The organism is Dactylosporangium sp. NPDC000244, assembly GCF_040300725.1.
Lineage (GTDB): Bacteria > Actinomycetota > Actinomycetes > Mycobacteriales > Micromonosporaceae > Dactylosporangium.
In genome coordinates, this window is sequence record NZ_JBEPEH010000005.1 from 314,879 (window position 1) to 341,140 (window position 26,262).

Annotated in this window: 25 protein-coding genes; 20 read left to right on the forward strand and 5 right to left on the reverse strand. The window is 72.0% G+C overall.

The features are described 5' to 3' along the window. Positions 1-66: 66 nt before the first annotated feature. From ABT369_RS09780 to ABT369_RS09815, 8 genes are all read left to right on the forward strand, one after another. Positions 67-1,656: an AMP-binding protein gene (locus tag ABT369_RS09780; RefSeq protein WP_350611316.1), complete on the forward strand. Its 1,590-nt coding sequence runs from the start codon at positions 67-69 to the stop codon at positions 1,654-1,656. Then, entirely contained in the window at positions 1,653-2,792 is a 1,140-nt protein-coding gene (locus ABT369_RS09785; protein WP_350611317.1) for a CaiB/BaiF CoA transferase family protein, read from the forward strand. Before ABT369_RS09780 ends, ABT369_RS09785 begins: the two co-directional genes overlap by 4 nt. Before the next feature lie 25 nt (positions 2,793-2,817). Beyond that, on the forward strand, positions 2,818-4,422 hold the full coding sequence (locus ABT369_RS09790; RefSeq protein ID WP_350611318.1) for an AMP-binding protein: 1,605 nt from the start codon (positions 2,818-2,820) through the stop codon (positions 4,420-4,422). Then, positions 4,419-5,264: an enoyl-CoA hydratase/isomerase family protein gene (locus tag ABT369_RS09795; RefSeq protein WP_350611319.1), complete on the forward strand. Its 846-nt coding sequence runs from the start codon at positions 4,419-4,421 to the stop codon at positions 5,262-5,264. The genes ABT369_RS09790 and ABT369_RS09795 overlap by 4 nt, the downstream gene beginning before the upstream one ends. Before the next feature lie 65 nt (positions 5,265-5,329). After that, positions 5,330-6,499: an acyl-CoA dehydrogenase family protein gene (locus ABT369_RS09800; protein ID WP_350611320.1), complete on the forward strand. Its 1,170-nt coding sequence runs from the start codon at positions 5,330-5,332 to the stop codon at positions 6,497-6,499. Then, entirely contained in the window at positions 6,496-7,632 is a 1,137-nt protein-coding gene (locus tag ABT369_RS09805) for an acyl-CoA dehydrogenase family protein (RefSeq protein WP_350611321.1), read from the forward strand. Before ABT369_RS09800 ends, ABT369_RS09805 begins: the two co-directional genes overlap by 4 nt. 40 nt (positions 7,633-7,672) lie before the next feature. After that, on the forward strand, positions 7,673-8,461 hold the full coding sequence (locus tag ABT369_RS09810; RefSeq protein ID WP_350611322.1) for an SDR family NAD(P)-dependent oxidoreductase: 789 nt from the start codon (positions 7,673-7,675) through the stop codon (positions 8,459-8,461). Next, the gene (locus ABT369_RS09815; protein WP_350611323.1) at positions 8,458-9,258 is read left to right on the forward strand and encodes a hypothetical protein; all 801 of its coding nucleotides are present in this window, start codon (positions 8,458-8,460) and stop codon (positions 9,256-9,258) included. Before ABT369_RS09810 ends, ABT369_RS09815 begins: the two co-directional genes overlap by 4 nt. A 63-nt stretch (positions 9,259-9,321) precedes the next feature. Here ABT369_RS09815 and ABT369_RS09820 read toward each other — a convergent pair whose 3' ends face one another. The 4 genes from ABT369_RS09820 to ABT369_RS09835 form a co-directional block, all read right to left on the reverse strand. Further along, positions 9,322-10,338 (reverse strand): aromatic ring-hydroxylating oxygenase subunit alpha, encoded by a 1,017-nt coding sequence (locus tag ABT369_RS09820; RefSeq protein WP_350611324.1) that lies wholly within the window; start codon positions 10,336-10,338, stop codon positions 9,322-9,324. Between the two features lie 85 nt (positions 10,339-10,423). Next, the gene (locus ABT369_RS09825; RefSeq protein ID WP_350611325.1) at positions 10,424-11,065 is read right to left on the reverse strand and encodes a PaaI family thioesterase; all 642 of its coding nucleotides are present in this window, start codon (positions 11,063-11,065) and stop codon (positions 10,424-10,426) included. After that, positions 11,062-12,207, reverse strand: coding sequence for a thiolase family protein (locus tag ABT369_RS09830; protein WP_350611326.1), 1,146 nt, complete (start codon positions 12,205-12,207; stop codon positions 11,062-11,064). The genes ABT369_RS09825 and ABT369_RS09830 overlap by 4 nt, the downstream gene beginning before the upstream one ends. A 114-nt stretch (positions 12,208-12,321) precedes the next feature. Further along, positions 12,322-13,014, reverse strand: coding sequence for a TetR/AcrR family transcriptional regulator (locus tag ABT369_RS09835; RefSeq protein ID WP_350611327.1), 693 nt, complete (start codon positions 13,012-13,014; stop codon positions 12,322-12,324). A gap of 177 nt (positions 13,015-13,191) precedes the next feature. On the opposite strand from ABT369_RS09835, the gene ABT369_RS09840 reads away from it, so the two are divergent. The 12 genes from ABT369_RS09840 (at position 13,192) to ABT369_RS09895 (ending at position 25,535) form a co-directional block, all read left to right on the forward strand. Then, positions 13,192-14,298, forward strand: coding sequence for an acyl-CoA dehydrogenase family protein (locus tag ABT369_RS09840; protein ID WP_350611328.1), 1,107 nt, complete (start codon positions 13,192-13,194; stop codon positions 14,296-14,298). Further along, entirely contained in the window at positions 14,298-15,443 is a 1,146-nt protein-coding gene (locus ABT369_RS09845; RefSeq protein ID WP_350611329.1) for an acyl-CoA dehydrogenase family protein, read from the forward strand. Before ABT369_RS09840 ends, ABT369_RS09845 begins: the two co-directional genes overlap by 1 nt. Positions 15,444-15,480: 37 nt before the next feature. Next, complete coding sequence (locus tag ABT369_RS09850) at positions 15,481-16,365, forward strand: SDR family NAD(P)-dependent oxidoreductase (protein ID WP_350611330.1); 885 nt, start codon at positions 15,481-15,483, stop codon at positions 16,363-16,365. A 106-nt stretch (positions 16,366-16,471) separates the two neighbouring features. Then, positions 16,472-18,094, forward strand: coding sequence for a class I adenylate-forming enzyme family protein (locus tag ABT369_RS09855; protein ID WP_350611331.1), 1,623 nt, complete (start codon positions 16,472-16,474; stop codon positions 18,092-18,094). 21 nt (positions 18,095-18,115) lie between these two features. Beyond that, complete coding sequence (chsH3, locus tag ABT369_RS09860; protein WP_350611332.1) at positions 18,116-18,991, forward strand: enoyl-CoA hydratase ChsH3; 876 nt, start codon at positions 18,116-18,118, stop codon at positions 18,989-18,991. After that, positions 18,988-19,752, forward strand: coding sequence for an enoyl-CoA hydratase/isomerase family protein (locus ABT369_RS09865; RefSeq protein WP_350611333.1), 765 nt, complete (start codon positions 18,988-18,990; stop codon positions 19,750-19,752). Before chsH3 ends, ABT369_RS09865 begins: the two co-directional genes overlap by 4 nt. Next, on the forward strand, positions 19,742-20,806 hold the full coding sequence (locus ABT369_RS09870; protein WP_350611334.1) for an MBL fold metallo-hydrolase: 1,065 nt from the start codon (positions 19,742-19,744) through the stop codon (positions 20,804-20,806). Before ABT369_RS09865 ends, ABT369_RS09870 begins: the two co-directional genes overlap by 11 nt. Further along, positions 20,807-21,661, forward strand: a complete 855-nt coding sequence (locus ABT369_RS09875; RefSeq protein WP_350611335.1) for a CoA transferase subunit A — start codon at positions 20,807-20,809, stop codon at positions 21,659-21,661. Continuing rightward, positions 21,658-22,467, forward strand: a complete 810-nt coding sequence (locus tag ABT369_RS09880; protein WP_350611336.1) for a CoA-transferase subunit beta — start codon at positions 21,658-21,660, stop codon at positions 22,465-22,467. The genes ABT369_RS09875 and ABT369_RS09880 overlap by 4 nt, the downstream gene beginning before the upstream one ends. A 99-nt stretch (positions 22,468-22,566) precedes the next feature. Next, the gene (locus ABT369_RS09885; protein ID WP_350611337.1) at positions 22,567-22,950 is read left to right on the forward strand and encodes a hypothetical protein; all 384 of its coding nucleotides are present in this window, start codon (positions 22,567-22,569) and stop codon (positions 22,948-22,950) included. Between the two features lie 151 nt (positions 22,951-23,101). Beyond that, positions 23,102-23,920, forward strand: a complete 819-nt coding sequence (locus ABT369_RS09890) for a fascin domain-containing protein (protein WP_350611338.1) — start codon at positions 23,102-23,104, stop codon at positions 23,918-23,920. A gap of 622 nt (positions 23,921-24,542) precedes the next feature. Further along, positions 24,543-25,535, forward strand: a complete 993-nt coding sequence (locus ABT369_RS09895; protein WP_350611339.1) for a hypothetical protein — start codon at positions 24,543-24,545, stop codon at positions 25,533-25,535. Between the two features lie 280 nt (positions 25,536-25,815). Here ABT369_RS09895 and ABT369_RS09900 read toward each other — a convergent pair whose 3' ends face one another. Next, on the reverse strand, positions 25,816-25,953 hold the full coding sequence (locus ABT369_RS09900) for a hypothetical protein (RefSeq protein ID WP_350611340.1): 138 nt from the start codon (positions 25,951-25,953) through the stop codon (positions 25,816-25,818). Positions 25,954-26,262: the final 309 nt, after the last annotated feature.

Here is a 26,262-nt window from a genome sequence, read left to right on the forward strand (position 1 = left end):
CACGGATGCCCCGGACGAATGTTCGGCCTGTCGTTACCAACCAATCGATGAAGAAGGAGGTGCAACATGTCCACAGGCGACCCGGCAACGGTCTTCGGGCACCTGACGGCTCGGCTCGAGGACGACCCGGACCGCCACCTCGCCGCGTGCGGCGGGGACTGGCGCACCGTCGGTGCGGTGCACGAGCGGGCGCTGCGCCTCGCCGCGGGCCTGCACCGGCTCGGCGTGCGCCGGGGCGACCGGGTCGCGTCGATGATGCCGAACCGCGACGAGGCGGTCGAGCTGTTCTTCGCCTGCGCCGCACTCGGTGCGATCCAGGTGCCGCTCAACGTCTACCTCAAGGGCGAGTTCCTGCGGTACCAACTCGGCGACGCCGACCCGAAGGTGGTCGTCGCCGACGGGGCGGCCCTGCCGCTGCTCGCCGACCTGCTCGGCGCACCGGAGCGGGCGGGCGCGACGCTGGTCGCGATCGACGAGCCCGCCGCAGGTGCGCTGGCGTTCCAGGACCTCTTCGCCGATCCGGTCCGCGCGTGGCCGGACCCGGCGCCCGACGACCTGGTCTGCGTGCTGTACACCTCGGGGACCACCGGCATGCCCAAAGGCTGCATGATCAACAATGGCTACCTGATGCACATGCCGAAGGCGCACATGATGCACGGCTGGTTCACCGCCGGCGACACGTCGCTGTGCCCGCTGCCGCTGTACCACGGGTTCGCGATCAGCGCCCTCATGGACGCGGTCGTAGCCGGCTGCCGGGTCGCCTTCGACCCCGTCTACAGTGCCTCGACGCTCATCAGCCGGGCCCGTGAGATCGGCGCCACCCAGTTCTTCGGCGTCGGCGCGATGGCCGCCGCGCTGCTGGCCACCCAGGAGCAGCCCGGCGACACCGACCATGGCATCGAGCGGGCCATCTTCATCCCGCTCGCCCCACCGGTCCGTCGCCGGCTGCGGGAGCGCTTCGGCATCCAGGCGATCGGCGAGGGGTACGGCCAGACCGAGGTGCTGCCCGCGACGATGGGCGACGGCCGGTCGGCCGGCGACGGCGACCGCACCAGCGCCGGGCGCGCGCTGCCGTGGCTCGACGTGCGGGTGGTCGACGACGCCGACCGGGTGCTGCCGCAGGGGGCGACCGGCGAGGTCGTGGTGCGGCCGATGGAGCCGTACTCCATGTACGCCGGGTACTGGCGCAAGGAGCAGGCCACCCTGGAGGCGTGGAAGAACCTGTGGCACCACACCGGCGACCTCGGGTTCTTCGACACCGACGGCGCGCTGTACTTCGTCGATCGCAAGAAGGACGCACTGCGGCGCCGGGGCGAGAACGTCTCGTCGGTCGAGCTCGAGCTGGCCATCCTCAAGCACCCGGCGATCGCCGAGGTCGCCGTGCACGCGGTGCCCGCCGGGGTGCGCGAGGACGAGATCAAGGCATGCGTCGTGCTCAACGCCGGCGCGGAGCTCGGCCCGGCGGAGCTGTTCGAGTACCTCCGCCAGCACCTGCCCTACTACGCGGTGCCGCGGTACGTGGAGTTCCTCGGTGAGCTGCCGAAGAACGCGGTCGCCCGGGTGCTCAAGCACCGGCTGCGCGACGATTGGAACTCCCCGCAGACCGTGGACTTCCAGGCGCTCGGCCTCGTCATCGAGCGGAGTGCCCGCCGATGACCGGACCTCTGGCTGGGATCAAGGTCGTCGAGCTGCAGGGCATGGGGCCGGGGCCGTTCTGCGCCATGCTGCTCAGCGACTACGGCGCCGACGTGGTCCGGGTGGAGCGCACCGCGTCCGTCCGGGCCGCGGCCGGCCCTCCGCCGCCCGACGTACTCGCCCGCGGCCGCCGTTCGGTGGGCGTCGACCTGAAGACGCCCGGGGGCATCGACGCGCTGCTGCGCCTCGTCGAGCGCGCCGACGTGCTCATCGAGGGCTTCCGTCCCGGCGTCACCGAACGGCTCGGGATCGGCCCGGACGTGTGCCTGGCCCGCAACCCGCGCCTGGTCTACGGCCGGATCACCGGCTGGGGACAGGCCGGCCCCTACGCGCCGTACGCCGGGCACGACATCAACTACCTCGCGTTGTCGGGGGCCCTGTGGTCGATCGGCCGGGACGGCGAGGCGCCGGTGGCCCCGCTCACCTATGTCGGCGACTTCGGCGGCGGCGGCATGCTGCTGACGGTCGGCATCTGCGCGGCGCTGGCCGAGCGGGCGTCGTCCGGCCGCGGGCAGGTCGTGGACGCCGCGATGGTCGACGGCGCGGCCCTGCTCAACAGTTTCCTGTACGGCATGCGGGCGATGGGCCTGTGGGGCGAGGAACGCGGCCGGAACATGCTCGACACCGGCGCGCCGTACTACGACACCTACGAGACGGCCGACGGCAAGTGGATCGCGGTCGGCGCGCTCGAACCGCACTTCTACCGCAACCTGCTCGATGCCCTCGGCCTCGACGACCTGCCCCGCACGCAGCCCGGGCCGGACGGTTGGCCGGCGCTGCGGGCCCGGTTCGCCGCGGTGTTCCGCACGCGACCCCGCGACGAGTGGTCGGCCGCGCTGGAGGCGGCGGAGGCGTGCTTCGCGCCGGTGCTGTCGCCGTGGGAGGCACCGGAGCACCCGCACAACGCGGTCCGCGAGACCTTCGTGGCCCACAACGGGTTGGTCCAGCCGGCCCCGGCGCCTCGGTTCGGCCGGACCCCGGCCCGGATCGCGGGCCCTGTGCCCACGCCCGGCCAGCACACCGGCGAGGTTCTGGCCGAATGGGGCTTCGCCGCCGAGGACATCGAGAAGCTGCGCGCCGCGGGCGACATCGCATGACGGCGGCGCCGAGGAAGGAAGCACCGTGACGAGCCCGAGCACTACCGCGACCACTGTTGACGGTGTCTTCCGCGAGCGGCTGGCCGCCGAACCCGACCGGCCGTTCGTCGCCTGCGGCGGCGGCTGGCTCACCTTCGCCGAGCTTGACGAACGTACCGACCGGTTGGCCACCGGTCTGGCCCGGCTCGGCGTGCGGCGCGGCGACCACATTGCCACGCTGTTGCCCAACCGCATCGAGACCGTGGAACTGCTGCTGGCCGTGGCCAAGCTGGGCGCCGTGCAGGTTCCGCTGAACTACTTCCTCAAAGGCGACTTCCTGGAGTACCAGCTGATCGACTGCGGCGCGAAGGTCTTCGTCGCCGACGGCCCCGGCTATGCGGCGGCCGGCCCGCTGCTCGACCGCACGGACGTCGCCGAGCGCGTGTACGTCGACGCCGTCGAACCGGGCGGTGTTGCCTATTCGGACCTGCTGACCGAGCGCTCGACGTTCGAGCCGTCGGCGCGCCCGGCGGACCTGTTCACCATCATGTACACCTCGGGCACGACGGCGGCGGCGAAGGGCTGCATGCTCAGCACCGGCTACTTCGTCGCGGTCGGCCGGGCGTACGGGCTGCGCAACTGGGTCGTGCCCGGCGACCGGATGTACACCGGCTTCCCGATGTTCCACACCAGCGGCCAGATGGTGGCGTTCATGAGCGCGCTGGTCAACGGCGCGTCGATCGGCATCGCGCCGGAGTTTCACGCGTCGAGCTTCATGCGGGAGGCCGCGGAGATGGACGCCACGATGCTCGTCGGTGTCGGTGTCATGGCCAACATGATCCTGGAGCAGCCGCCCGCGGCGGACGACGGCGCTCACCCGTTCCGGCTGGCCTCCTGGGTACCGCTGCCCGAGGAGCGCCAGCGGGAGTTCGAGACGCGGTTCGCCACCCCGGTCATGTCCGAGGGTTACGGGCAGACCGAGTGTGTGCCGGTGACCAACAGCGACCCCTACGGCGTCCGCAAGCGCTCGTCGTCGGGCCAGGTCTCGCCGCTGCTGGCGGCCAGCATCGTCGACGACGACGGCAATGAGGTGCCGACGGGCGAGTCCGGCGAGATCGTCGTGCGCCCGACGGTGCCCAACGCGATGTACAGCGGGTACTGGAACAAGCCGGAGAGCACCGTCGAGGCGTGGAAGGACCTGTGGCACCACACCGGCGACTTCGGCCGGATGGACGCCGACGGCATCATCACGTTCGTCGACCGCAAGAAGGACGTGCTGCGCCGGCGCGGCGAGAACGTCTCGTCGCTGGCGCTGGAGAACGTGATCCGCGAGCATCCGGCGGTCGCCGACGTCGCGGTGTGCGGTCTGCCGTCGAAGCTCGGCGACGAGGACATCAAGGCGTGCGTCGTGCTGAGTGCCGGCGCGTCGCTGACCGCGGCGGAGTTCTTCGCGTTCGTCGAGGAGCGGGTGCCGTACTTCGCCGTCCCGCGCTACGTCGACCTCCGCGCCGGGTTGCCCACCAACGCGCTGGGCCGGGTGATGAAGCACGTGCTGCGGGACGAAGGGGTACCGCCGGGCACGTGGGACCTGCCGAGCCAGGGCCTCGTCGCCCGTCGCACCGGCCGCCCGACCACGGCGGCCGCTCAGTGACCGGCGGCGATGTGCTGGTCGAACGGCACGACGGGGTCCTGCTCGTGCGGCTGAACCGGCCGCAGCGGCACAACGCCATCGGCGGCACCATGCTGCGCGACCTCGCCGCCGCGTTCGAGGAGGCCGGCCGCGACGACACCGTCCGGGTCGTCGTCACGATCGGCGTCGGCGCCGCGTTCTGCGTCGGCGCCGACGTGGCGGACTTCGACCGGGTCCGGCATCTACCGGCCCGGGAGCTGCTGGTCAGCGATCTCATCGGCGGCGAGAAGGGCCTGCCGGCGCGGTCACCGGCCGACGTACCGGCCGAGGAACTGGGCAATGCCGGCCGCTGGGCGCTGCGGATGTGGGCGCTGGAGAAGCCCACGATCGCCGCGGTGAACGGCGCGGCGGTCGGCGGCGGGTTCGGCATCGCGTTGCTGCACGACATCCGGCTGGCCGCGTCGACCGCGCGGCTGGGCACCGGCTTCGCGGCCGCCGGCCTCGCGCCGGAGCTCGGCATCAGCCACCTGCTGCCGCGCGTGGCCGGCTTCGCCGCCGCGGCCGAGCTGATGCTGACCGGCCGGCTGGTTGACGCCGCTGAGGCACGCGAACTCCAGCTCGTGTCCGGCGTGGTCCCGGACGAGGAACTGCTGGAGCGGGCAATGGAGCTGGCCGGGCGGATCGCGTCCGGTCCGCCGCTCGGCGCCCGGCTGACCAAGCGCCTGCTGCGTCGGTCCGCCGCGCCCGAACTCGAGGCGCAGCTGCGTGCGGAGTACACCGCCCAGGTCACGCTCTTCGACCACCCGGAGACCCGCGCCGCGATGGACCGCCTGGCGCAGCGCGTCCAGCGTCGCCGTGGCTGACGCGGGCTTCCGGGTTTCCCCACCAACCGGTTGACTACGACTCGCGGCCCGCATACTGTCGGTTCGTGAAGACCGTTTTGGGCGATGAGCAGTTGACGTTCCTGACCGAGCTGCGGACGTATCTCGACGGTCTGGATCCGCAGCTCGTAGAGGCGACCCGGATCGAGAACATCGAGGACCCGATGCAGCCGCGCGGGCACGGGCGGCGGTTCCTGCGCCGGCTCGGCGCCGACGGCTGGCTCGGCGTGTCGTGGCCCCGGGAGTACGGCGGGCAGGGCCGTACCGCGATCGAGAGCTGGCTGCTGGCCGAGGAGCTCTACAGCCGCCGCCTGCCCAACGGCCTGCTGACGCTCAACGCCATCGGGCCGACGCTCATGATCGTGGGCACCGACGAGCAGAAGGCCGAGTTCTTGCCGCGGATCCGGGCCGGCGAGCTGGAGGTCGCCATCGGCTACAGCGAACCGGACGCTGGCAGCGACCTCGCGTCGCTGCGCACCCGGGCCGTGCGCGACGGCGACGAGTACGTCGTCAACGGGCAGAAGATCTGGACCACCGGCGCCTCGGTGGCGACCCATTTCTGGCTCGCCGTCCGCACGGGCGCGCCGGAGGACCGCCATCGGGGGGTGAGCATCTTCATCACCCCGATGGACACGCCCGGCATCACGATCACGCCGATCATCACCCAGGGCGGCGAGCGGACCAACGCCGTCTTCCTCGACAACGTCCGGATCCCGGTCAGCTCGCGCATCGGCGCCGAGAACGACGGCTGGTCGGCGCTCGTGACCGCGCTGAACTTCGAACGGATGTTCTACCACAACGAGCCGCGCTGGGAGCTGCGTCAGCTGACCGACTGGGCCGCCGCGGCGGGCCTGCTGGAGGGCGACAGCGCCGAGGCGCACGAGCTGCAGGCGGTCGTCGGCGAGCACGCGGTGGACGTGGAGATCTGCCGGCTGTTCGCCCAGCGGGGGGCCCGGATGCTCGCCGAGGGCCGGGTCCCGCACGCCGAGGCTTCGGTGAACAAGATCTGGTGGGGCGAGCTGCGGCAACGCATCTGCGACACCGGGCTGGACCTGATCGGCGAGGACGGCACGATCGCCACCGGCTCGCCGCACGCCCCGGCGCACGGACACCTGGAGCACGGCCTGCGCTCGTCGCCGGTGTGGCGGTTCGGCGGCGGCACCAACGAGATCCAGCTGGACATTATCGCGACGCGCGGTCTGGGGATGCCACGATGATCGACACAGATCTGACCGACGACGAGGCGATGCTGGCCAAGACGGCCCGCGCCTACTTCGCCGACTTCGTCGACAACACCTACCTCAACGCCCAGCAGGCGTCGCCCGACGGCTACGAGACCCGGCGCTGGCAACAGATGTGCGAGCTCGGCTGGACCGGCATCAACCTGCCCGAACGGGTCGGCGGGGCCGGCGGCACGCTGGCGGAGGCCGGCGTCGTCGCGCGCGAAGCCGGGCGGGCGGCCATCGCCTCGCCGTTGCTGTCGACGATGCGCGCGGGCACCGTGCTCGACACCCTCGGCCGCGGCGTCTTCGACGACCTCCTCGCCCGAATCGCCGCCGGATCGTCCGCCGCCCTCGTGGCGCCCGCCGACAGTCCGCTGCGCGCCGAGGCGACCGGCGACGGTGCGTACCGGCTCGCCGGCCCCGCCGTCACGGTCGAGTGGCTGGAGCGCAGCGACGACGTCGTGCTGCTGCTGCCGGTGGCGGGCGGCGACGATCGGTCGCCGGCCGGCGGCGACACTTGGCTGTGCGCACTGCTGCCCGGCGCCGACCTGCGCGCGCGGGCCGAGGCGGTGCCCAGCATCGACAACGAGCGCGTCGCCCGGGTCGACCTCGACGGCCTTACCCTCGCGGCGGCCGACGTGGCCCTCGATGGCATCGACGCCGGCACGGCTCGCTATGCACTCGCCCGGGCGAACCTGCTGCGGGCCAGTGCGATGGTCGGCGGGTGCGAGGCGGTGCTGGAGCGCACGGTGCAGTACGCCACCGAGCGGGTGCAGTTCGGACAGCCGATCGGCGGCTTCCAGGCGGTACGTCATCATCTGGGGAGAATGCTGATCGCGCTGGACGCGGCCCGGCTGGCCTGCAACGAGGCCCTGACGCGGGCCCAGCCCGGCGCCGAGGAGTCCGCGATCGCCGCGGTGGCGCTGTTCGCCGCCGGCCGGTCCTACGTCGAGATCGTCCTCACCGCGGCCCAGATCCACGGCGGCGTCGGCACCACCACCGAGCACGTCCTGCATCACCACTTCCTGCGAGCCAAGGCGATGCAGCTGCGCGGCGGCAAGCGCGCCAACCGGCTCCGCGAGATCCATCACGCGCTGGTCGTCCGGCGGGAGGGCAGCCTGTGGTGACCGGCCGGACGGTCGGCCGGCGCCTCGATGCGGCACCGCGGTGATCGCGCGCGGACGCGTCGCGGTCGTCACCGGGGGAGGCCGCGGCCTGGGTCGCGCCGCCGCACTGCGCCTGGCCGCCGAGGGCGCCGACGTCGCGGTCCTGGCCCGCTCGGCCGGTGAGATCGACGCGGTCGCCGGCGAGCTGCGGGCCGCCGGCGTGCAGGCGCTGAGCCTGCCCGTGGACGTCACGTCCACGGCGGACGTCGACCGGGCCCGGGAGGCTGTCCTGGACCGCTTCGGCCGGGTCGACATCGTCGTCAACAACGCCGGGACGCTGCTGTACCGGCCGTTCGTCCCGCTGCCGGGCAAGGAACACGCCTATCCGGGGTTCGATCGGCCGGTGAGCGACGACGAGTGGGACGCGGTCATGGCGGTCCACGTCGGGGGCGCCGTGCGGATGCTGCGCGCGTTCGGCCCCGACCTACTGGCCCGCGGCTACGGCCGGGTCGTCAACGTGGTGTCCAACGTGGTCCGGCGCAGCATGGCGTACTGCAGCGTGTATGACACAGCCAAGGGCGCCCTGGTCCAGCTGACCCGGTCACTGGCGCGTGAATGGGCACCGTACGGGATCACCGTCAACGCCGTGGCCGCCGGACATTTCCGGACCGCGATGACCCGGGCGCAGTTCGAGAACGAGGCGGCCCGGCAACACCTGCTGCGCCGGGTGCCGGCCCGCCGCGCCGGCGAGGTCGGCGAGTTCGCGGCGCTGGTGGCCCACCTGTGCGGTGAGGACTCCGGGTTCGTCACGGGCGAGACCGTAGGAATTGACGGGGGTGAGTCATTGTGACCGGCAGTGAGCTGGTGTTCATGTGCGCCGACACCGGCGCCGTGGTCTGCGTGAGCGGCGGGGGAGCGGCGGCGCGGGTGCTGGTGTTCCTGCCGACCGGCGAGACGTTCTGGGCCAGTGGTGCCCAGATGCGCCCGGACGCGGTGCGGGTGTCGGCGATGGCCGCGCTGTTCACCGCGCCGGCCCGCATCGTGGCGGGCGAGCCGGTCGCCGCGCGGCAGGTACCGCTGAGCATCGCCGTGGCGCTGGAGCCGGCCGCCGTCGACCTGGCGCTGGCCGACGACCGGCCGGAGCGGGTCACCGTCGTGCACGCCACCGGATCGATCGCCGTCGGCAGCGTGATCTACCGCGTCGAGGGGACCGGCTGGCTGAGCACGGCGCCGGCCGGTCCCGTGGTGCAGCGGGCGCGGGCCGTCTTCCAGGACCGCTCGGCGACGTTCGCCGTGCGGCACACCGCCGGCACCGCCGGCGCCGTCATGGTCAACACCGAGGTCCGCCGGGTGCCCGTGGAGCAGTTCGCGGTGCGGGGTCAGGCCGGGGTTGCGGTGCACCGCCTGAGCTGTGCCCTGGGTGGCCGCACGCCCCGGCTGGTGACCGGCGAGATCCGCGACACGCTGCAGCACCTTACGTTCGCCGAGCCGGCACCGGACGGCACCGGCTGGGTGTGGTGGAGCGCCGCCCCGTTCGTCTTCGTCCGGTCCGGCACGACGGGCCTGGGGCTCGTCGAGCACGCGACCCGCAAGGACGCACACAGCGAGCCGTCGGCGCCCGTCGACGACCTGCCCGATCCGTACTGACCCAGATCGAGACACAAGAACGGCCAGGCCCATCCGGGCCTGGCCGTTCTTCGTGGGCGCCGCTCAGCTCGCGGCGGCGATCTCGGTGCTCGCGTTGTAGGGCTTGTCGGAGTAGAACTGGCGCGACCACCGGCGGAACCGCGCGTAGTGCTCCTCCTCGCCGCCGGCGAACGGCGGGTGCTCCACGTAGCGCTGGTTCTCCCAGATCGCGAAGTCGCGCCGGATCTGGCCCTTCTGGAACTCGATCATCCGCGCCGCGCGGCCGGTGGGCTCGGGCCCGCCGTCGGGCTGACGGTTGACGGTGATGGTCTCGAACAGCTGGGAGTGCTCGGTGTCGACCGGGGTGGCGGCCGTGAGCTGGTTGGTGATGAAGCTGTCGAGCACGAAGCGTGCGTTGGACAGGCCCAGCCCCCACGCCTCGGTTTCGATCTCGCCGAAGACCGGTCCGTTCGGCGTCATCCAGGTCGCCTTCTTGCCGTGGCCGTACCAGAAGCCGACCCGGGTGTGCAGGTAGTGCTGGTCTTCCTTCCACAGCAACGGTTTGCCCGGCTGGCCGGCGCCGTGCACCCACATGAAGTGGTAGTAGTCGGGGGTGTTCTCCACCGGAGACTGCGGGATGATCTTCCGGATGCCGACGTGGTCGTGGACGATCGGGTAGTTGTGCTCGACGTCGGCGAACTCGGGGATCCCCGGCCACTCCCAGAACGGCTCGCGGCCGAAAGCGTCGTACCAGACCAGGATCAGGCCGTCGACCTCGCGGGTGACCCACCGTGCGATCTTCACCCGCCGGCGCTCACCAGGCGCGTACGGGATCTCGGCGAGCTCGCCGTCGGCCTGCCACAGCCAGCCGTGGAACGGGCATTCGAGGCACTCGCCCTTGACTGTGCCGCCGTAGCCGAGGTGCGCGCCGAGGTGCTGGCAGTACGCGTCGAGCAGGGACACCTCGCCGTTCTCGGTGCGGAACATCACGAGATGCTGGTCGAAGTACTTCGCGGGCCGAACATCCCCGGGCTGCAACTCGGAGGAGTACCCGACCTGGTACCAGCCCGTCGGGAACACCGTGTAGGGCCAGTCCTTCATGTCGTTCTCCCATTCACTGAAGGATAACCAACCATCTGGTTGGTATAAAACCACCCGCGCTGTGGTTCGTCAACCGGCGCGGGGCTTAGCGCTGGCCCGGCCGGAGGGCCAGGAACAGGCCGTCGGCCTCGGCGCACAGCCGATCGCCGTCGTGCAGAAGCCCGGTCAGCCGCCGCTTGCGGCCGTCCTGTCCGAGCAGCCGCGCACGGACCGTCAGCGGCCGCCCGATCGGCGTCAGGCTGCGGAACTCCACCCGCAGCGAGACGGTCCGCGACGGTGGCCGGTCGTCGAGGTCGGACAGGCGGCCGAGCGCCTCGTCGAAGACCAGGGCGACCGCGCCGCCGTGGACGGCGTCGTTGCTGCCGGAGTGGAACCGCCCGAAGACGACCTCACCGACAATCTCGGTGGCCGTCCAGGAGACCAGCCGCAGCGGCGGGCTGAGCGTCTGCCCGCGGCCTGGCAGGCGCAGGAGCTTGCCGTAGAGCTGCTCGTCGTCGGCGACGGTGTGCGCGGCAAGCAGTCGGCGGGCATCGGCCAGCAGTGCGCTGACCCGCGCCACCGCCTCCGCCGGCGGCGCGCTTGCGGCGGCCGCGTCCTGCAGCTCGCGCAGCTCGTCGATCAGTCCCGTCCAGCCGGTCGGGGCGCGGGCCGCCGCGCGGTCGCTCCACTGCTGCCAGAACGGCGCGAGCGGTACCCGGTTGTGCGCCGACTCCGGCGAGGGCGTCACAGCAGCTCGAGGATGGTGGCGTTGGCCTGCCCGCCGCCCTCGCACATCGTCTGCAGCCCGTACCGGATGCCGTGCTCGCGCATGTGGTGCACCAGCGTCGTCATCAGGCGCGCGCCGGAGCCGCCGAGCGGGTGCCCGAGCGCGATCGCGCCGCCATTGGGGTTGAGGGCGTTGGCGTCGGCCCCGATGTCGGCCAGCCACGCCAGGGGCACCGGCGCGAACGCCTCGTTGACCTCGAACGCGCCGATGTCCTGCGGCCGCAGCCCGGAGCGCTCCAGCGCCTTTCGGGTGGCCGGGATCGGCGCGGTCAGCATGATGACCGGATCGCTGCCGGCCAGCACCGCCGTGTGTACCCGGGCGATCGGCGTCAGTCCGAGCTCGCGTGCTCGCTCGCTGGTGGTCAGCAGCAGCGCGGCCGAGCCGTCGGAGATCTGCGACGAGTTGCCGGCGGTGATGACACCGCCGGGCCGGAACGCGGTGCGCAGCTGAGCCAGCCCCTCGACGGTGCCGCCGCGGCGGATGCCCTCGTCGCGGGCGACGACAGTGCCATCGGGAAGTGTGACCGGCGCGATCTGCGCGTCGAAGCGCCCCCCGTCCTGTGCCGCGGCGGCGCGCTCGTGACTGGCGAGCGCGAACTCGTCGCACCGGGTGCGGGAGAACCCCCACCGCTCGGCGATCATCTCGGCGCCGACGCCCTGGTTCGGGGCGACCCCGCCGTAGCGCGCGGCGAAGCGCGAGCCGTTCGGGTCGGCGTCGCCGGAGGCGCTGCCCATCGGGACCCGTGACATCGACTCCACACCGCCGGCGACCACGACGTCGTAGTGCCCGGCGATCAGCCCGGCCGCCGCGAAGTGCACCGACTGCTGGCTGGAGCCGCACTGGCGGTCGATCGTCACACCGGTCACCGTGTCCGGCCAGCCGGCCGCCAGCACGGCGGTGCGGGCGATGTCGAACGCCTGCTCGCCGACCTGGTCGACGCAGCCCCAGACGACGTCGTCCACGAGCGCGGGGTCGATCCCGCTGCGCTCGGTCAACGCCTGGAGCACATGGGCCGAGAGATCGACCGGGTGTACTCCGGAAAGGCCACCGTTGCGCTTGCCCACCGGTGTCCGCACTGCCTCGACGATCACGGCATCCCGCACGTCCTGCCCCCTTGCCTCGACGACGCTGGCCGGCGACCATATAATCAACCAACCAGATGGTTGGTGAAACGTATGGGCGCCGTCCGGCGTGCGTCAAGCGGCGTCAGGGGCGGCTCATCCCTTGACGCGCTGGCGGCGCGGGGCTTTCGGGGTGGCCGCGGCGGTGGTAGCGGTGACTTTGCCGGAACCGGCCGGCGCCGCGCTCGTGGCGGCGGGTGGCTCGACGGCGCGGATGCCGCTGATGACGAACTCGGTCACCTCGTCGATGAGCCGGGCGTCGGTGCTGGCGTTCGCCGGGCGGCGGTACCAGTTCGGCAGGTAGGCCAGCAGTCCGATGATGGAGTAGAGGATCGTCGAAGGGGAGAGGGGCCGGAACTCCCCGGTGCGGGTGCCCTCCGCCAGCAGCGACTTCACGAACTCCTCGTAGCGGTAGATCCGCTGGCGGATCGACCGGGCCTGCTCCTCGGGCAGCCGCTGGTCGATCCACGGCACCTCCTGGAAGAATACGACGAGCTCGTCGTGTTTGGTCGCCACCAGGGCGACCTGCTCCCGGACGAAGAACCGCATCCGGTCCAGCCCGCTGCCGGTCAGCGGCACCCGGGCGAGCAGCTCCAGCGTCGCGTCGACCTGTTCGGAGAGCAGCTCGTTGAGGATCGCGCTCTTGGCCGGGTAGTAGTGGTACAGGGTGCCCTTGTTGAGCCCGACCTCGTCGGCGATCAGGTCCATCGTCGCGGCGAGGTAGCCCTGCTCGCGGAATATCCGGGCCGCTGTCGCGCGGACCTCATCCCGGCGGGACGGCCTAGGCATGCCGCACTCGTGTCCGCACTCGTGACCTCCGACTGTGTTGTGTCAACCCTTTGCACTCCGGGCTGATCCGAGTTTAACCGGCCGGTGGGTCGGTTTCGTTCCGGGACGGTAAACAGCGGCGCTTGCTTGCCAACCAACCGGCTAGTTGGTTATAACGGAGTCCCCGAAGGAGGACCAATGGACCTGGAGCTGACGCCCGACGAGCGTGACGTCGCCGAGGCATTCGCGCGCGTCTTCGCCCGGGACTCGTCGAGCGAGCGCGTCCGCGCCGCGCAAGCCGCGGGGTTCGACCCCGCGCTGTGGAAGACGCTTGCCGGCATGGACGCGATCGGCATCGCCGTCCCGGCCACCGCGGGTGGCAGCGGCGGCGGCTTCGTGGAGCTGGCGCTGATCGCCGAGGCGGCCGGACGCCGGCTCGCCTGCGTGCCCCTGATCGAGGCCGCGGTCGCCGCCCGCCTGCTCGCCGACGCCGGCGCCCCGGCCGACCTCGTCGCCGAGGCCGTCAGCGGCGAACGGATCACCGTCTTCGCGCCGCGCCCGGCCGAGCAGGGCGTCGCCCGCCGGGTCCCGGCCGGCTCGGTGGCCGAAGGCGTCATCGCCCTCGAGGGCGACGAACTCGTCCTCGTGCACGGCCCGAGCGCCCCCGGCGACCACGGCGGCGGCCCGGGCGGGCGCACGGGCCCGGGCCGGGGGAACGACTCCGTCGGCCCCAGCGGTCCCGGCGTCGCGGCCGGTCGCGATCTCGGGTTCCAGGCCGTCGCCGACCGCCCACTGCGGGGGACCGGCCTCGACCGGCACGTCCTCGCCGCCGGGGTGCAGGCCCACGACCTGTGGCGCCGGGCCCGCGACCGCTGGCGGCTCGGCACCGCCGCCGCGTGCACCGGGCTGGCCGCCGAGGCGCTCGACATCGCCGTGCGGTACGCGACCGAGCGCCACCAGTTCGGCGCCCCCATCGGCTCGTTCCAGGCGCTCCAGCAACCCCTCGCCGACGTCGCGATGGCCGCCGACGGCGCCCGGCTCGTCGCGCGGGAAGCCGCCTGGCGCCACGACCACGGGCTGGAGTCGTGGGCCGGCGCGGCGGCGGTCGCGTTCGCGCACGCCGCCGAGACCGCCGTCCGCGCCGCCGAACTGTGCCTGCACGTGCACGGCGGATACGGGTTCACGCTGGAGTACGACGCGCAGCTGTACCTGCGCCGGGCCAAGGCGACCCGCCTGAGCGCCGGCGACCCGGATCTGCTCTGGGAAGAGATCGGGGCAGCGACGATGGCCGGGGGAGCACACTGATGGACTTCGCACTGGACGAGCGGGCCGAGACATTCCGCGCCGAGGTGCAGGCGTTCCTGCGTGAGCACCTGACCGACGCCGTCCGCGCCCGGGTGGCCGCATCCGGCACGTACCATGACTGGGAGTTCCACCGCGCGGTCGCCCGGCAGGGCTGGATCGGCGCGGGGTGGCCGGTCGAGGACGGCGGGCAGGGCCGCGACCGGGCGGACCTCGACATCCTATACGAGGAGCTGGCCGCGGCCGGCGCACCCGTCGAGGGCATGGCGGTGACGCTCATCATCGCCGAGACCGTCCGCCGGGTCGGCACGCCCGAGCAGAGGGAACGGATCCTCGGCCCGGTGCGGGAAGGCCGGCTGCTGTTGAGCCTCGGCTACACCGAGCCCGACGCCGGATCCGACCTCGCCTCGGCGCGCACCCGCGCCGTACGCGACGGCGATGGCTGGCGCATCGACGGGCAGAAGAACTTCACCACCCATGCCCACGAGGCCGACTACGTCTTCCTGCTGGCGCGCACCGATCCGCAGGCGCCCAAGCACGCCGGTTTGACCATGTTCTTGGTGCCGACGTCGGCGGAAGGCTTCTCCTTGACGCCCGTGCACACGCTGAGCGGCGAACGCACGAACCTCACCTTCTACTCCGGCGTGCAGGTCGGTGACGACGCCCGCATCGGCGGTGTCGGCCAGGGCTGGCCGATCGTCAGCCTGGCCCTCGCGTTCGAACGCGGCGGCGAGTTCGCCGCCCAACTGCGCCGCCTGGTGCATGCGACGGTCACGTGGGCGCACGCGGCGCGGCGCACCGGCGACGCCCGGCTGCTGCGGCGGCTGGGGCGGGTCGCCGCCGCCACCGAGGTCGCCCGCCTGCTCGGCTCGCAGGCCACCTGGCTGCGCTCCGCGGCCCAGGCCGGCGCCGTGGAGGGCGCGATGGCCAAGGTGTACGGCACCGAGGCACTGCTGGCCGGCGCGGGCGCGCTGCTGGACGCGGCCGGACCCGACGGGCTCGCGGCCGGGCCGGGCGAACCCGCGGCCGAACTGCAGCACCTGTACCGCGAAGCCCAGATCTCGACGCTCTACGGCGGTACCAGCGAGGTCCTGCGCGGCGTCATCGCCGAACGCCGGCTGGGGCTGCCCCGCAGCCGCCGAGGCTGAACCGATTCCACACCACGATTGCGCGAGGGAGAGCGTCTTGACCAATCAGCCGTTGCATCAGCTGCGCTTCGACGACCGGGTGGCGATCGTCACCGGAGCGGGAGGCGGACTCGGGCGGGCCTACGCGCTGCTGCTGGCGTCCCGCGGCGCGCACGTGGTCGTCAACGACATCGACCGCAAGGACGACACCGGCAGCACCCCGGCCGCCTCCGTCGCCGCGGAGATCGCCGAGCTGGGCGGGTCGGCGCTCGCCCACGACGGGTCCATCGCCGAACCGTCGGCCGGGCCGGCGGTCGTGGACACCGCGATGCAGGCCTTCGGCCGAGTCGACATCGTCGTCAACAACGCCGGGATCGTCCGGGACCGCTCGTTCGGCAAGATGTCGGACCAGGAGATCAAGGACGTTCTGGACGTCCACCTGCACGGCACCATCGGCCTGACCCGCGCGGCGTGGCAGGTGCTGCGGGAACGCCAGTACGGCCGGGTCGTCATGACCACGTCGGTCGCCGGGCTGTGGGGCAACCTGGGCCAGGCCAACTACTCCGCGGCCAAGGCCGGGCTGGTCGGGCTCGGGCGCACCCTCGCCGTCGAGGGCGCCCGGCACGGCATCCGGGTCAACCTCATCTCCCCGGGCGCCGCGACGGCCATGACGTCCGCGATGCTGCCCGAGCACCTGCACGAGCGGATGTCGCCGGACCGCGTCGCGCCGATGGTCGCCTACCTCTGCCACGAGTCGTGCAGCCTCACCGGCGAGATCCTGTTCGCCGCCGCGGGACGATACGCCCGCAACCTCATCATCGAGACGGCCGGGTATGAAAACCCCGATGCGACCGTGGAGGACATCGCCGCGCATCTGCCGGACATTCTGGACACCACGTCGTGGACCGTGCCGGCGCAGGCGGTGCAGCTCCCGCCGGGCTGACCGCCGAACGAGCACGCGAAGGCGTTGCGCAACCGGGACCGGTTGGGCGACGATGCAGGAATTATCAACCAGCCGGTTGGTAACAGCGCTCACCGTGGAGCAGGCCATGTCGACAGGAACCACGATCGGGTCAGGGCGGCGGATCGGGCCGCGGTCGGAGTGGACCGCCCAGGGCGGTGACGAGTTGCTGACCGACTCGGTGCCGGGGCTGCTGGCCCGGCAGGTCGACCGGTACGGCGACCGTCCGGCACTGTGGTGGCCCGAGCACGGCGGCCTGGCCAAACTCACCTACGCCGAGCTCGCCGCCGCGGCCGGCCCGGTCGCCCGGGCGCTGGCCGGCCGGGCCGCGCCGGGCGAGCGGGTGGCCGTCTGGTCGCGCAACAGCGTCGAGTGGGTCGTGCTCGAGTACGGCTGCGCGATGGCCGGGCTGATCCTCACCCCGTTCAACACGGCCTGGACCGACGCCGAGGTCGACCACGCAAACCGGCTGACCACACCGGTGCTGGTGTTCGCCGGGACCGGCCCGACCGGCGACAGCCTGGTGCCCCGGGCGGCCGGCGTGTGCGGCGCCGGCATCGTCCTCGACCTCGCCGGCGTGCGCGACTGGGCGGCCGGCGCCGAGCCCGGCGAACTGCCCGACGTCGCCACCGGCGACCCGTTCCTCATCCAGTTCACCTCCGGCACCACCGGCCGCTCCAAGGGCGCCGTCCTCACCCACCAGGCCGTGCTCAACGCCGCCCGCGAACGCAACCGCCGCGACGTCATCGGCCCGGCCGACACCTGGCTCAATCCCGTGCCGTACCACCACATCGGTGGCTCCTGCTTCGTCATCCTCGGCGGCCTGGTCGACGCCGGCGCGTTCGTCGTCGTCGAGAAGTACGTGCCGGCCGAGACGATGCGACTGCTCGACCACGGCGTGGTCAACCGGATCGGCGGCGTCCCGACGATGGTGATCGACGCCCTCGACCACCTCGGCGCCCGGGCCGCCACGGCCGGCCTGCGCTCGGTCGCGGTCGGCGGGGCCACGGTGACCCAGCACCTGGTCGAGCGGATCCGCCGGACGCTCGGCGCGCCGGTCATCAACACCTACGCGCAATCCGAGTGCCCGGCCATCACCTCGACCGAGATCGACGACGACGCGGCGACGATCGCGGGCACCGTCGGGCGGCCCGTCGCCGGCGTCGAGGTCCGCATCGTCGATCCGGCCACCGGCGAGGCCGTGCCGATCGGGTCCGTCGGCGAGATCCGGACCCGCTCGCCGTACGTGATGCGCGGGTACTGGGGCATGCCCGAGCAGACCGCCGAGGTCCTGCCGGCCGACGGCTACCTGCGCACCGGCGACCTGGCGTCGATGGACGAGTTCGGCAACGTCACGTTCCAGGGCCGGGTCCGCGACGTCATCATTCGCGGCGGCGAGAACGTGTACCCCGCCGAGGTGGAGGAGTGCCTCGCCGCGCACCCGGGGATCGCCTCGGCGGTCCTGGTCGGCATCGACGACGAGCGGCTCGGCGAACGCGTCGCCGGCGTCGTGGTCCGCGCCCCCGGCAGCGCTGTGACCGGGCCGGAACTCACCGAATACCTGCGGGACAAGGTGGCCCGCTTCAAACTCCCGGAGGTCTGGCGGTTCGTCGACGCGCTGCCGATGACGGCGTCGGGCAAGGTCCGCCGCTTCGTGGTCCGCGACGACACCAACGCCGAGCTGGCCGCCGCGCGCCCGGCCGTACAGTAAGCCAACGAGAAGGAGAACCGGATGCCGATCGATCCCGGCGTAGCCCTGGCGGCGCCCCCGACGGTCGAGGAGATCGGGTGGGACACGTCCGACGTGCTGCTCTACCACCTGGCGCTCGGCGCCGGCGCCGAGCCGGTGGACCCGGCCGAGCTGCGCTACGCGACCGAGTCCGGCTCCGTCGTGGTGCCGACGTTCGCCGTCGTCGCGCCGATGCTGCGGGCGACCCGGCCGCCGCGGGTGGCGTACCCCGGCGTCGAGGTCGACCTGCGCAAGATCCTGCACGGCAGCCAGCGGGTCGAGCTGCACAACCCGATCCCGCGCGACGGCAAGGCCGCGGTCCGCACCAGGGTCGCGGACCTCTATGACAAGGGATCGGCGGCGGTGATCGTCGTCGACACCGAGGCGACTGGCATCGACGGTGTACCACTGTGGACCTCCAGCATGCGGATGTTCGCCCGCGGAGAGGGCGGCTTCGGCGGCGACCGCGGCCCGGCCGGCCCGCCGGATCCGCCGCAGCGCGCGCCCGACCACACAATCATCACCCCGACGTTGCCGCAGCAGGCGCTGTGGTACCGCCTGCTGGGCGACCGCAACCCGCTGCACGCCGATCCCGCGGTCGCCGAGGCCGCCGGATTCCCGCGGCCGATCCTGCACGGGCTCTGCACGTACGGCATCGCCTGCCGGGCGATCGTCGACGCTGTGCTCGACGGCCGCGCCGAGCGGGTCCGGGCGATCGAGGCGCGCTTCGCGGGCGTCGTGTACCCCGGTGAGACGCTGCGCACGTCGGTCTGGCGCGAGGACGGCCGGCTGCTCTTCGTGTCAACCGTCGACGAGCGCGACAACGCCCCCGCCCTGGCCGGCGGCGAGCTGACCGTCGAGGAAGGGCAGAGCGCGTGAGCATCGCCGTGGAACGCGACAGCGGCGTGGTCCGGCTGACCCTCGACCGTCCCGAGCGGCGCAACGCCCTCACCGTCGACGGGTTCGCCGAACTCGGCCGGGTACTCGGCGAGATCGCCCGGACGCCGGCCGACCGCGCCGTGCTCATCACCGGCGCCGGCGGTGCGTTCTGCGCCGGCGCGGACCTCTCGGCCGGCGTGCCCGAGGAGTCCGTGGTGCGCCTCATGGATCGGATCAACGACGCGGCCCGCGCCCTGCACCGGCTGCCGCAACCGACCGTCGCCGCCGTCGGCGGGCCGGCGGTCGGCGCCGGGATGAGCCTCGCGCTCGGCTGCGATCTCGTCGTCGCCTCGCCGGCCGCGAACTTCTGCCAGGTCTTCGTCAAGCGCGGCCTGTCGCCCGACTTCGGCAGCAGCTGGCTGCTGCCCCGCCTGGTCGGCCTGCAGACCGCCAAGCGGCTCGCGCTGCTCGGCGACACGATCACCGCCGAGCAGGCCCGCGACCTCGGTCTGGTGTCGGAGGTGACGGCCCCCGACGACCTGCTCGACACGGCCAACACGCTCGCCCGTCGGCTCGCCGACGGACCGCCGATCGCACTCGCCCTCACCAAGCGGCTCCTCGACGCCTCCTTCACCTCGACGTTCGACGACGCCCTCGACGCCGAGGCGGCCGCGTCCGCGGTCAACACCGCGACCGACGACGTCGCCGAGGCGTTCGCGGCGTTCGCCGCCAAGCGACCGGCTGTGTTCCGTGGCCGCTGACCGCTTCGGGGCACCGCTGCCGGTCCGCCCCGACGATCCCGGGCGTGACTGGACCGAGCCCGGCGTGTACGAGGTCGGCGCCGGGCTGTACCGCATCCCGTTGCCGATGCCGCAGGACGGCCTGCGCGCGGTCAACGTCTACGCGGTCCGCGACGGCGACGCGATCGTCCTCGTCGACTCCGGCTGGGCGCTGCCGGAGGCGCAGGCCCGGCTGCGGCAGGCCCTGCGGGCCCTCGACGCCGACGAGGACCGGATCAGCCGGATCCTCGTCACCCACGCCCACCGCGACCACTACAACCTCGCCGTCCGGCTGCGGGAGCGCCACCCGCGGCTGCGGATCGGCCTCGGCCTGGCCGAGGAGGGCACGCTGTGCGCCGCGCAGGCACTGGTCACCGAACCCTGGGCCGCCCTGTGCGCGCAGTTGCGCCTCGGCGGCGCCCCCGCGCTGGCCAAGGAGCTCGTCGCCGACGTGCCCGTCGAGCACGACCCGGCCGACTGGGCGTTCCCCGACGAGTGGATCGACCCGCCGTCGGCCATCGCACTGGACACCGCCACGTGGCAGGCGTACCCCACCCCGGGGCACACCCGCGGCCACGTCGTGTTCGTCGACGCCGCCCGCGACGTGATGTTCTGCGGCGACCACGTCCTGCCGCACATCACCCCGTCGATCGGCTTCGAGCCGAGCCCGGCCGCGTCGCCGCTGCGCGACTACCTCGACTCGCTACGGCTGGTCCGCGACCTGCCCGACCGCACCATGCTGCCGGCGCACGGCCACCCGGGGCCCAGCGTGCACGCGCGCGTCGACGAGCTCGTCGCCCACCACGACACCCGGCTGGAGCAGACCGCCGCCGTGGTCGCCGCGGGTGCGGCCACCGCGCTGGAGGTCGCGCAGCGACTGCGGTGGACCCGCCGCGGCCGCGCCTTCGACGACCTCGACGTGCTCGGCCGCTGCCTGGCCGTCACCGAGACCGCCGCTCACCTCGACGTCCTGGTCGGCACCGGCCGGCTGCGCCGCACCGAGGACGACGGCGTCCGGCAGTACTGGACCGGGTAGGTGCGCGACAAGGTCGTCTCGGCCGAGCAGGCGGTCGAGCTCATCGCGGACGGCGACGTCGTCGGCCTGCAGGCCGGCCCGACCCAGTGCGCCCCGATGACGCTCGTGCGCGAGATCATCCGCGCCGGGCGCCGCGACCTGTCGCTGGTCTGCCTCAGCGGCGGGCTGCCCGTCGACTGGCTCGCCGCCGCCGGATCGCTGGCCCGGTGCACGTTCGCCGCCGTCACGATGGAGCACTTCGGGCTGTGCCAGCGGTTCCGGCGCGGTGTCGAGTCGGGCGCCATCGCCGTCGAGGAGCTGTCGGAGACCGCGCTGTACGCCCGGCTCGGCGCCGCCAGCCGCGGGCTGCCGTTCCTGCCGACGCGTGGGCTGATCGGCACCGACCTGCTCGATGTCGGCAACGACGCGCTGAAGGTCATCCCGGACCCGTTCGGCGGGCCGCCCGTCGTCGCCTGCCGCGCGCTGCGGCCGGACGTCGCCGTGCTGCATGCCCATCGCGCCGATCGCTCCGGCAACATCGGGATCGATCCGGGGGTACGCCTGCCCACGCTGACGACGCTGCCCCGGGCGTCGCGGCGGGTCATCGTGTCGGTCGAGCGGGTCGTCGGCTCGGCCGAGCTGCGGCGGGCGCCGGACCGTACGATCCTGCCCGGCTTCGCCGTCGATGCCGTGGTGGAGGCGCCGTTCGGCGCGCATCCGACGTCGCTGTTCCCGGCGTACGACTACGACGCCGGGTTCTTCACCGCGTGGGTCGAGGCCGCGGCCGACGACGACGCGTGCCGGGCGTTCCTGGACCGGTACGTGCGCGGCCCCGCGACCCAACCGGAGTACCTGGGACTGGTCGGCCAGCGGTGACCGACTATTCGATCGACGAGCTGATGATCGCGACGCTGGCCGCGTGCTTCGACAACGACGACCAGGTCTGCAACGGCCTGTCCTCCGTCCTGCCGGTGTGCGCGATCCAGCTGGCCCGCTTGACCCACGCGCCCGACCTCGTCTGGATCGCTGGATCGTCCGGTGTGGACCCGCTCGACCCGCAGCTCACCGCCTCCAGCTTCGAGGCCCCACTGTGGCGCGACGCCGTCATGTACCTTGAGCACTACGCCGAGTTCTGGGACTACGTGGCCAGCGACCGATTCCTGCGCAAGTTCTGCGTCGGCGCGGCCCAGCTCGACGCCTACGGCAACGCCAACAACTCCGTCATCGGCACGTTCGACCACCCGCGGGTGCGGCTGCCGGGCACCGCCGGACTGGGCGACATGGGCGCGCTCGACAAGCAGCTCATCTACTGGGTCACCGACCACAGCCCGCGGACGCTGGTGGAACGGGTCGACTTCCGCTCCGGCGCCGGCTACCTCGGCGGGCACGGTGAGCGGGCCCGACTCGGCCTGCGCGGCGGGCCGGCCCTCGTGGTGACGAACCTGGCGGTCTTCGACTTCGCGCCCGACTCGCAGCGCATGCGCCTGAAGTCGGTACATCCGGGCATCAGCGTCGACGACGTGCTGTCGGCCACCGGGTTCGCGCCGGTCCTCCCGCCCCGGGTCGCGAGCACCACACCGCCGACGGCCGAGCAGGTCGGCCTGATCCGCGAGAGGATCGACCCGCACGGCTACCGCAAGCGCGGCTTCCGCCCATCGACCGGCCAATCGATGCCGGTTTGATCGGCACGTGTCATTGCCGTGCAGCGGCATGGGCAAGCTCCCCGGCGCCGAGTGTCGTTCCGGAGCGGTCGTGTCGGGCGGATGGCCGATGCAGTCCGCGTGACCCGGAGCATCATCGGCGCAGCCGGTCGCGGGGGCGAGCCCGATCCTGCTGCGATCCAAGAGATCTGCACTGGTGACCCGCTGTTCGTCATCGCCGTGATGCGTAGTGCGTACTCCGCGGGCCGCTGGGGCCACGCGCTGGGGCGGCTTCCGGAGAAGACGCTGCCTGCGATCCCGCCTGTGTTCAGGCAGGAGGTCGGAAGCGGGGCATGCTCGATTGTCGAGCCCGGCCACAGCACTCGGTTGCCGGTCCCGAGAGAGGAATGCCTTGGCCTTGAGCGACAGGCGGTGTGGTCTGCCGAGCACATCGAATCACGTTTGTCGGACCACTACGAGGGACGGCCCAACGTCTTCGTCGAGTCGCTGAAGGTCAAGTTGTAGGCCGCCGCGCGCTCCTCGGCGGGCTCTCGGCGCCGCGATGGCCGCTCGCAGCAGCTGGTCGTTTGTGCCGTCGCAGCCGCGCCTTGCCGTGCGGAACCGGCGGAATCCAGCACCCCCGACGCAGCTCGGAGGACGGCGAAGCTGAGACGGCTTGCCGGGTGTTGACGCCAAATCGTATATGACCGAAACTCAGCAGGGATGCTCCTTCATCAATCAATCACGGGGTGAGAAGATGGGCAAACGGCGATTCCTTGCGGCCGTCATGGCCGGGTGTACCACTGCGGCGACACTCGTCAGCCCGGCGGCCGCCGATCCGATTCAACCGCCGCCGAGCGCCTCCTACAGCGCGCTGACGCTGCCCAACAGCGCCGGACCGGTGGTCACGGATGTTGCCGGCGGGCTCCAGCGCGACGGCGGTCCGGTACTCGTCCCGCCCGGCACGGGATCGCCCGAACTGGAGGCGCTTCGGCGCCTGGTCTCCAGCCCGACGTCCGCGTTCGGCACATCGCCTGACGACGTCATACCTCTGCCCCAGCCGTGCTGGTACAAGGTCCGCATCCGGTCGCTCGGCAACAACCTGTACGTCGCAGCAGACCACAACCTCCCTGACTCCCCGCTCCGTGCGCGTACAAGTTCTAGCGCCCTCGGTACCTGGGAGGAGTTCACGGTCTGCCGCAACGCGAACAACTGGCAAACTGCGATCCAGTCGGACAAGGGCAAGTGGGTGTGGACTAGCCTCGATCCAGCGGCCCCCGGCAAACTAGCAGCGTGGGACAGTGTGTGCCAATGCAGTTACCCCAACCTGTTCACCACGTACACGGCGCCCGGGAAGGGTACTAGTACTACGTGGTTCTACTCCCTGAGCCAACAGAAGTACGTGTCGAACCAGCTGGACTACACCGGAAACGACTACACGAGCCTCCGCGCCCGCCTCGGCGAAGTGGGGATTTGGGAATGGTTCGCGTGGTAGGAACCCGACCAGGCCGATAGCACCAGAGAACCTCCAGAAGCCGTCGGTGGCTTCGCGCTACTACGCGTGGAGCCACCCAGGCGATGCTGCGCCCGATGCGCCACGCCTACCTGCCGACATTGTGGACCGGCGATGCGTCGACTATTGCGCGAAGTCGCGCCACGGTCGCCGCCGCGGCCTGACCCCATGTCGCGACCGCCGCCGGGGTACCGGCGGATGCCAGTTGCGAGAACCAGCCTTCGAGGTCGTCTATATCCAAGACAACAGTTGGCTCATCGGGGACGGCCTGAACGGTCCGACCCTTCCGTAGGGCTGCGTGGAAGTCGGCATCAACGACATCGCTGATGCGTCGGTAGCTAACTTGCTACGCCGCCCGTCGGCCACATCGCCGAACGTGCCGATTCCGGCTTTGCCTCGGGACCGGTAGCGGCCATAAATGATTCGTACGAGACAATCAGCCTTCAAGGCTGGTTGCCCGCGCCGCTGGCTTCGTCAGTGAGAACCGGGCCCGGTTGTCGCTGAACGCGGTTCCCACCTGCCGGCGTCGGGATTGTGTGTGCGTCAGTTCGGGACCCGCCACAGTCGCTGCGGACTTTCGAGCGTTGCCATCAGCGCTTGGGTCATGAACGATGCGGGCGTGACGTCGCCGATGGATCTTCTCGCCGGTATCGACTGGGCCGCTCTGGAGCGCGCCTATGGACGCGCGGATGATCTGCCGGAGCGGCTCGCCGGGCTGCTCAGTGGCGATCCGCCGGCCGCGAAGGGCGCATTGGCGGACTTGGACATGTGTGTGTTGCATCAGGGCAGCATCTACTCGTGCACCGCGCCGGTGGCGTTATTCGTTGCCGCCACGCTCGGTGATGACCGGACCGGCATCGCTCTGGACGACGGGTGCGACGAGGTCCGGCCACTACGCGCGGCGTTGCTGGAGTGGCTCGGCCAGGTCGGTGAGAGCGCCGCCTACTGCGATGACATCGCCGCTCCTGAACAGGAGGAACGGGCTTGCCAGCAGGTCAGAGCGGAGTTGTATCGCGCTGTCGCGCCGCTTGTCGCAGATCCCATTATGTCGACCAGGATAGATGCAGTGAGGGCGGCGGGCCAGCTGCTGCGTGCGCCCGATCTCGTCGATGAACGTCAGGATTTGGCACGGCGGCTGGAGATCATGCCGGCGGCGGAGGCGGTGGAGCGGGCACACCAGGCGTTCGCCCTCGACTGGTGTGGTGTTGCGCCGCGGCCGCTGCTGTTCGATCCAGATCCGCGGGTGCGCGCGTACGCTGCGGTGGCGAGGACCCTCGACGGGGACAGCAGGGCGTTGACCGAGGTCCGTGCGGCGCTGCGCGAACCCGACGCCGTACATGAGTGGTTCGCGGACGAGGACGATCCCCAGCGGTCGGGGTGGTTCCTGCACACGCTCGTGCAGGCCCTGCTGCGACGGACCTCGACGTTTGGGGACGTCGAATCCGAAGCGATCACCATCGTCGAGGCGCCGACGACGTCCTACGCCCGTCTGCACTGCATCAACGCGTTGCTGCCGAGAGCTTGCCCTGGCGGTGTCCCGCATTCGCCTGCTGCCTTGCGCCTCAGCGAGGCCATCGACAGGCCGGCCAAGCGCTGATCGGTCGCAGCGCAGACGACGTCATCAGGTCGGGAGGAAGTCTGACCGATGCGGCGGATGGTTGGGCCCGGCTGACGTCGTGGCGGTAGCCGACGTGGCCGGTGAGTTCGGCGATGCCGTGCACCTCGCTGCGGGCGAGGATGAGCAGTAGATCGGGTCGTGGGCGCGACTTCATGCGCGAATCCCTTCATGGGCTGCGGAAACGGTGCAGACGAATCCCGCCCGGGGCCGCGGCGACGAGCGCCGGGCCCCGGGCGGGAAGGTGTCGCTGCCGATCTGGTCAGGTGAGGTCGAGGCCGCAGGAGACGCAGACCAGGGCCTGCTCGCACGGCCGGTCGGGTGGGCCGATCCACACGCCGCAGGCGCGGCGGTCGTCCTCGCACCGCTCGGGCGACGGGTAGCGCCAGGTGCCGGCCACTGGTGGCGTGCCGCGATTCGGGCCGGGAGCGCCAGTGCAGGTGTGGCGCGTTTCAGCGAAGCCGGACCTTGCCGGTCACGCGGGGCCGGGCGACGCCGTCAACAGCGGTGCAGATGCCGTAGACCCGGTGATGGCTGGTCGACCCGTTGACCTTGCCGCGATTGCGCGCGGACCCCACCCTCCCACGTTCTCATCCGGAACGTCGTCCAACGCGTTTACAGGTACTGGCCGCCGAGGACCGGCTCGCGCTCGACCGTCGTGTCGAAGCCGTCACGCAGTGCGTACAACTCGGCGAGGGTCGCGCCGTCG

Bases quoted from the DNA above. Each gene is read 5' to 3' on its own strand.
- ABT369_RS09845 (WP_350611329.1), top strand. From the start codon at position 14,298: ATGGACTTCGCACTGGACGAGCGGGCCGAGACATTCCGCGCCGAGGTG.
- ABT369_RS09820 (WP_350611324.1), bottom strand. From the start codon at position 10,338: ATGAAGGACTGGCCCTACACGGTGTTCCCGACGGGCTGGTACCAGGTC.
- ABT369_RS09785 (WP_350611317.1), top strand. From the start codon at position 1,653: ATGACCGGACCTCTGGCTGGGATCAAGGTCGTCGAGCTGCAGGGCATG.
- chsH3 (WP_350611332.1), top strand. From the start codon at position 18,116: ATGCCGATCGATCCCGGCGTAGCCCTGGCGGCGCCCCCGACGGTCGAG.
- ABT369_RS09840 (WP_350611328.1), top strand. From the start codon at position 13,192: ATGGACCTGGAGCTGACGCCCGACGAGCGTGACGTCGCCGAGGCATTC.
- ABT369_RS09780 (WP_350611316.1), top strand. From the start codon at position 67: ATGTCCACAGGCGACCCGGCAACGGTCTTCGGGCACCTGACGGCTCGG.
- ABT369_RS09895 (WP_350611339.1), top strand. From the start codon at position 24,543: ATGAACGATGCGGGCGTGACGTCGCCGATGGATCTTCTCGCCGGTATC.
- ABT369_RS09855 (WP_350611331.1), top strand. From the start codon at position 16,472: ATGTCGACAGGAACCACGATCGGGTCAGGGCGGCGGATCGGGCCGCGG.
- ABT369_RS09835 (WP_350611327.1), bottom strand. From the start codon at position 13,014: ATGCCTAGGCCGTCCCGCCGGGATGAGGTCCGCGCGACAGCGGCCCGG.
- ABT369_RS09805 (WP_350611321.1), top strand. From the start codon at position 6,496: ATGATCGACACAGATCTGACCGACGACGAGGCGATGCTGGCCAAGACG.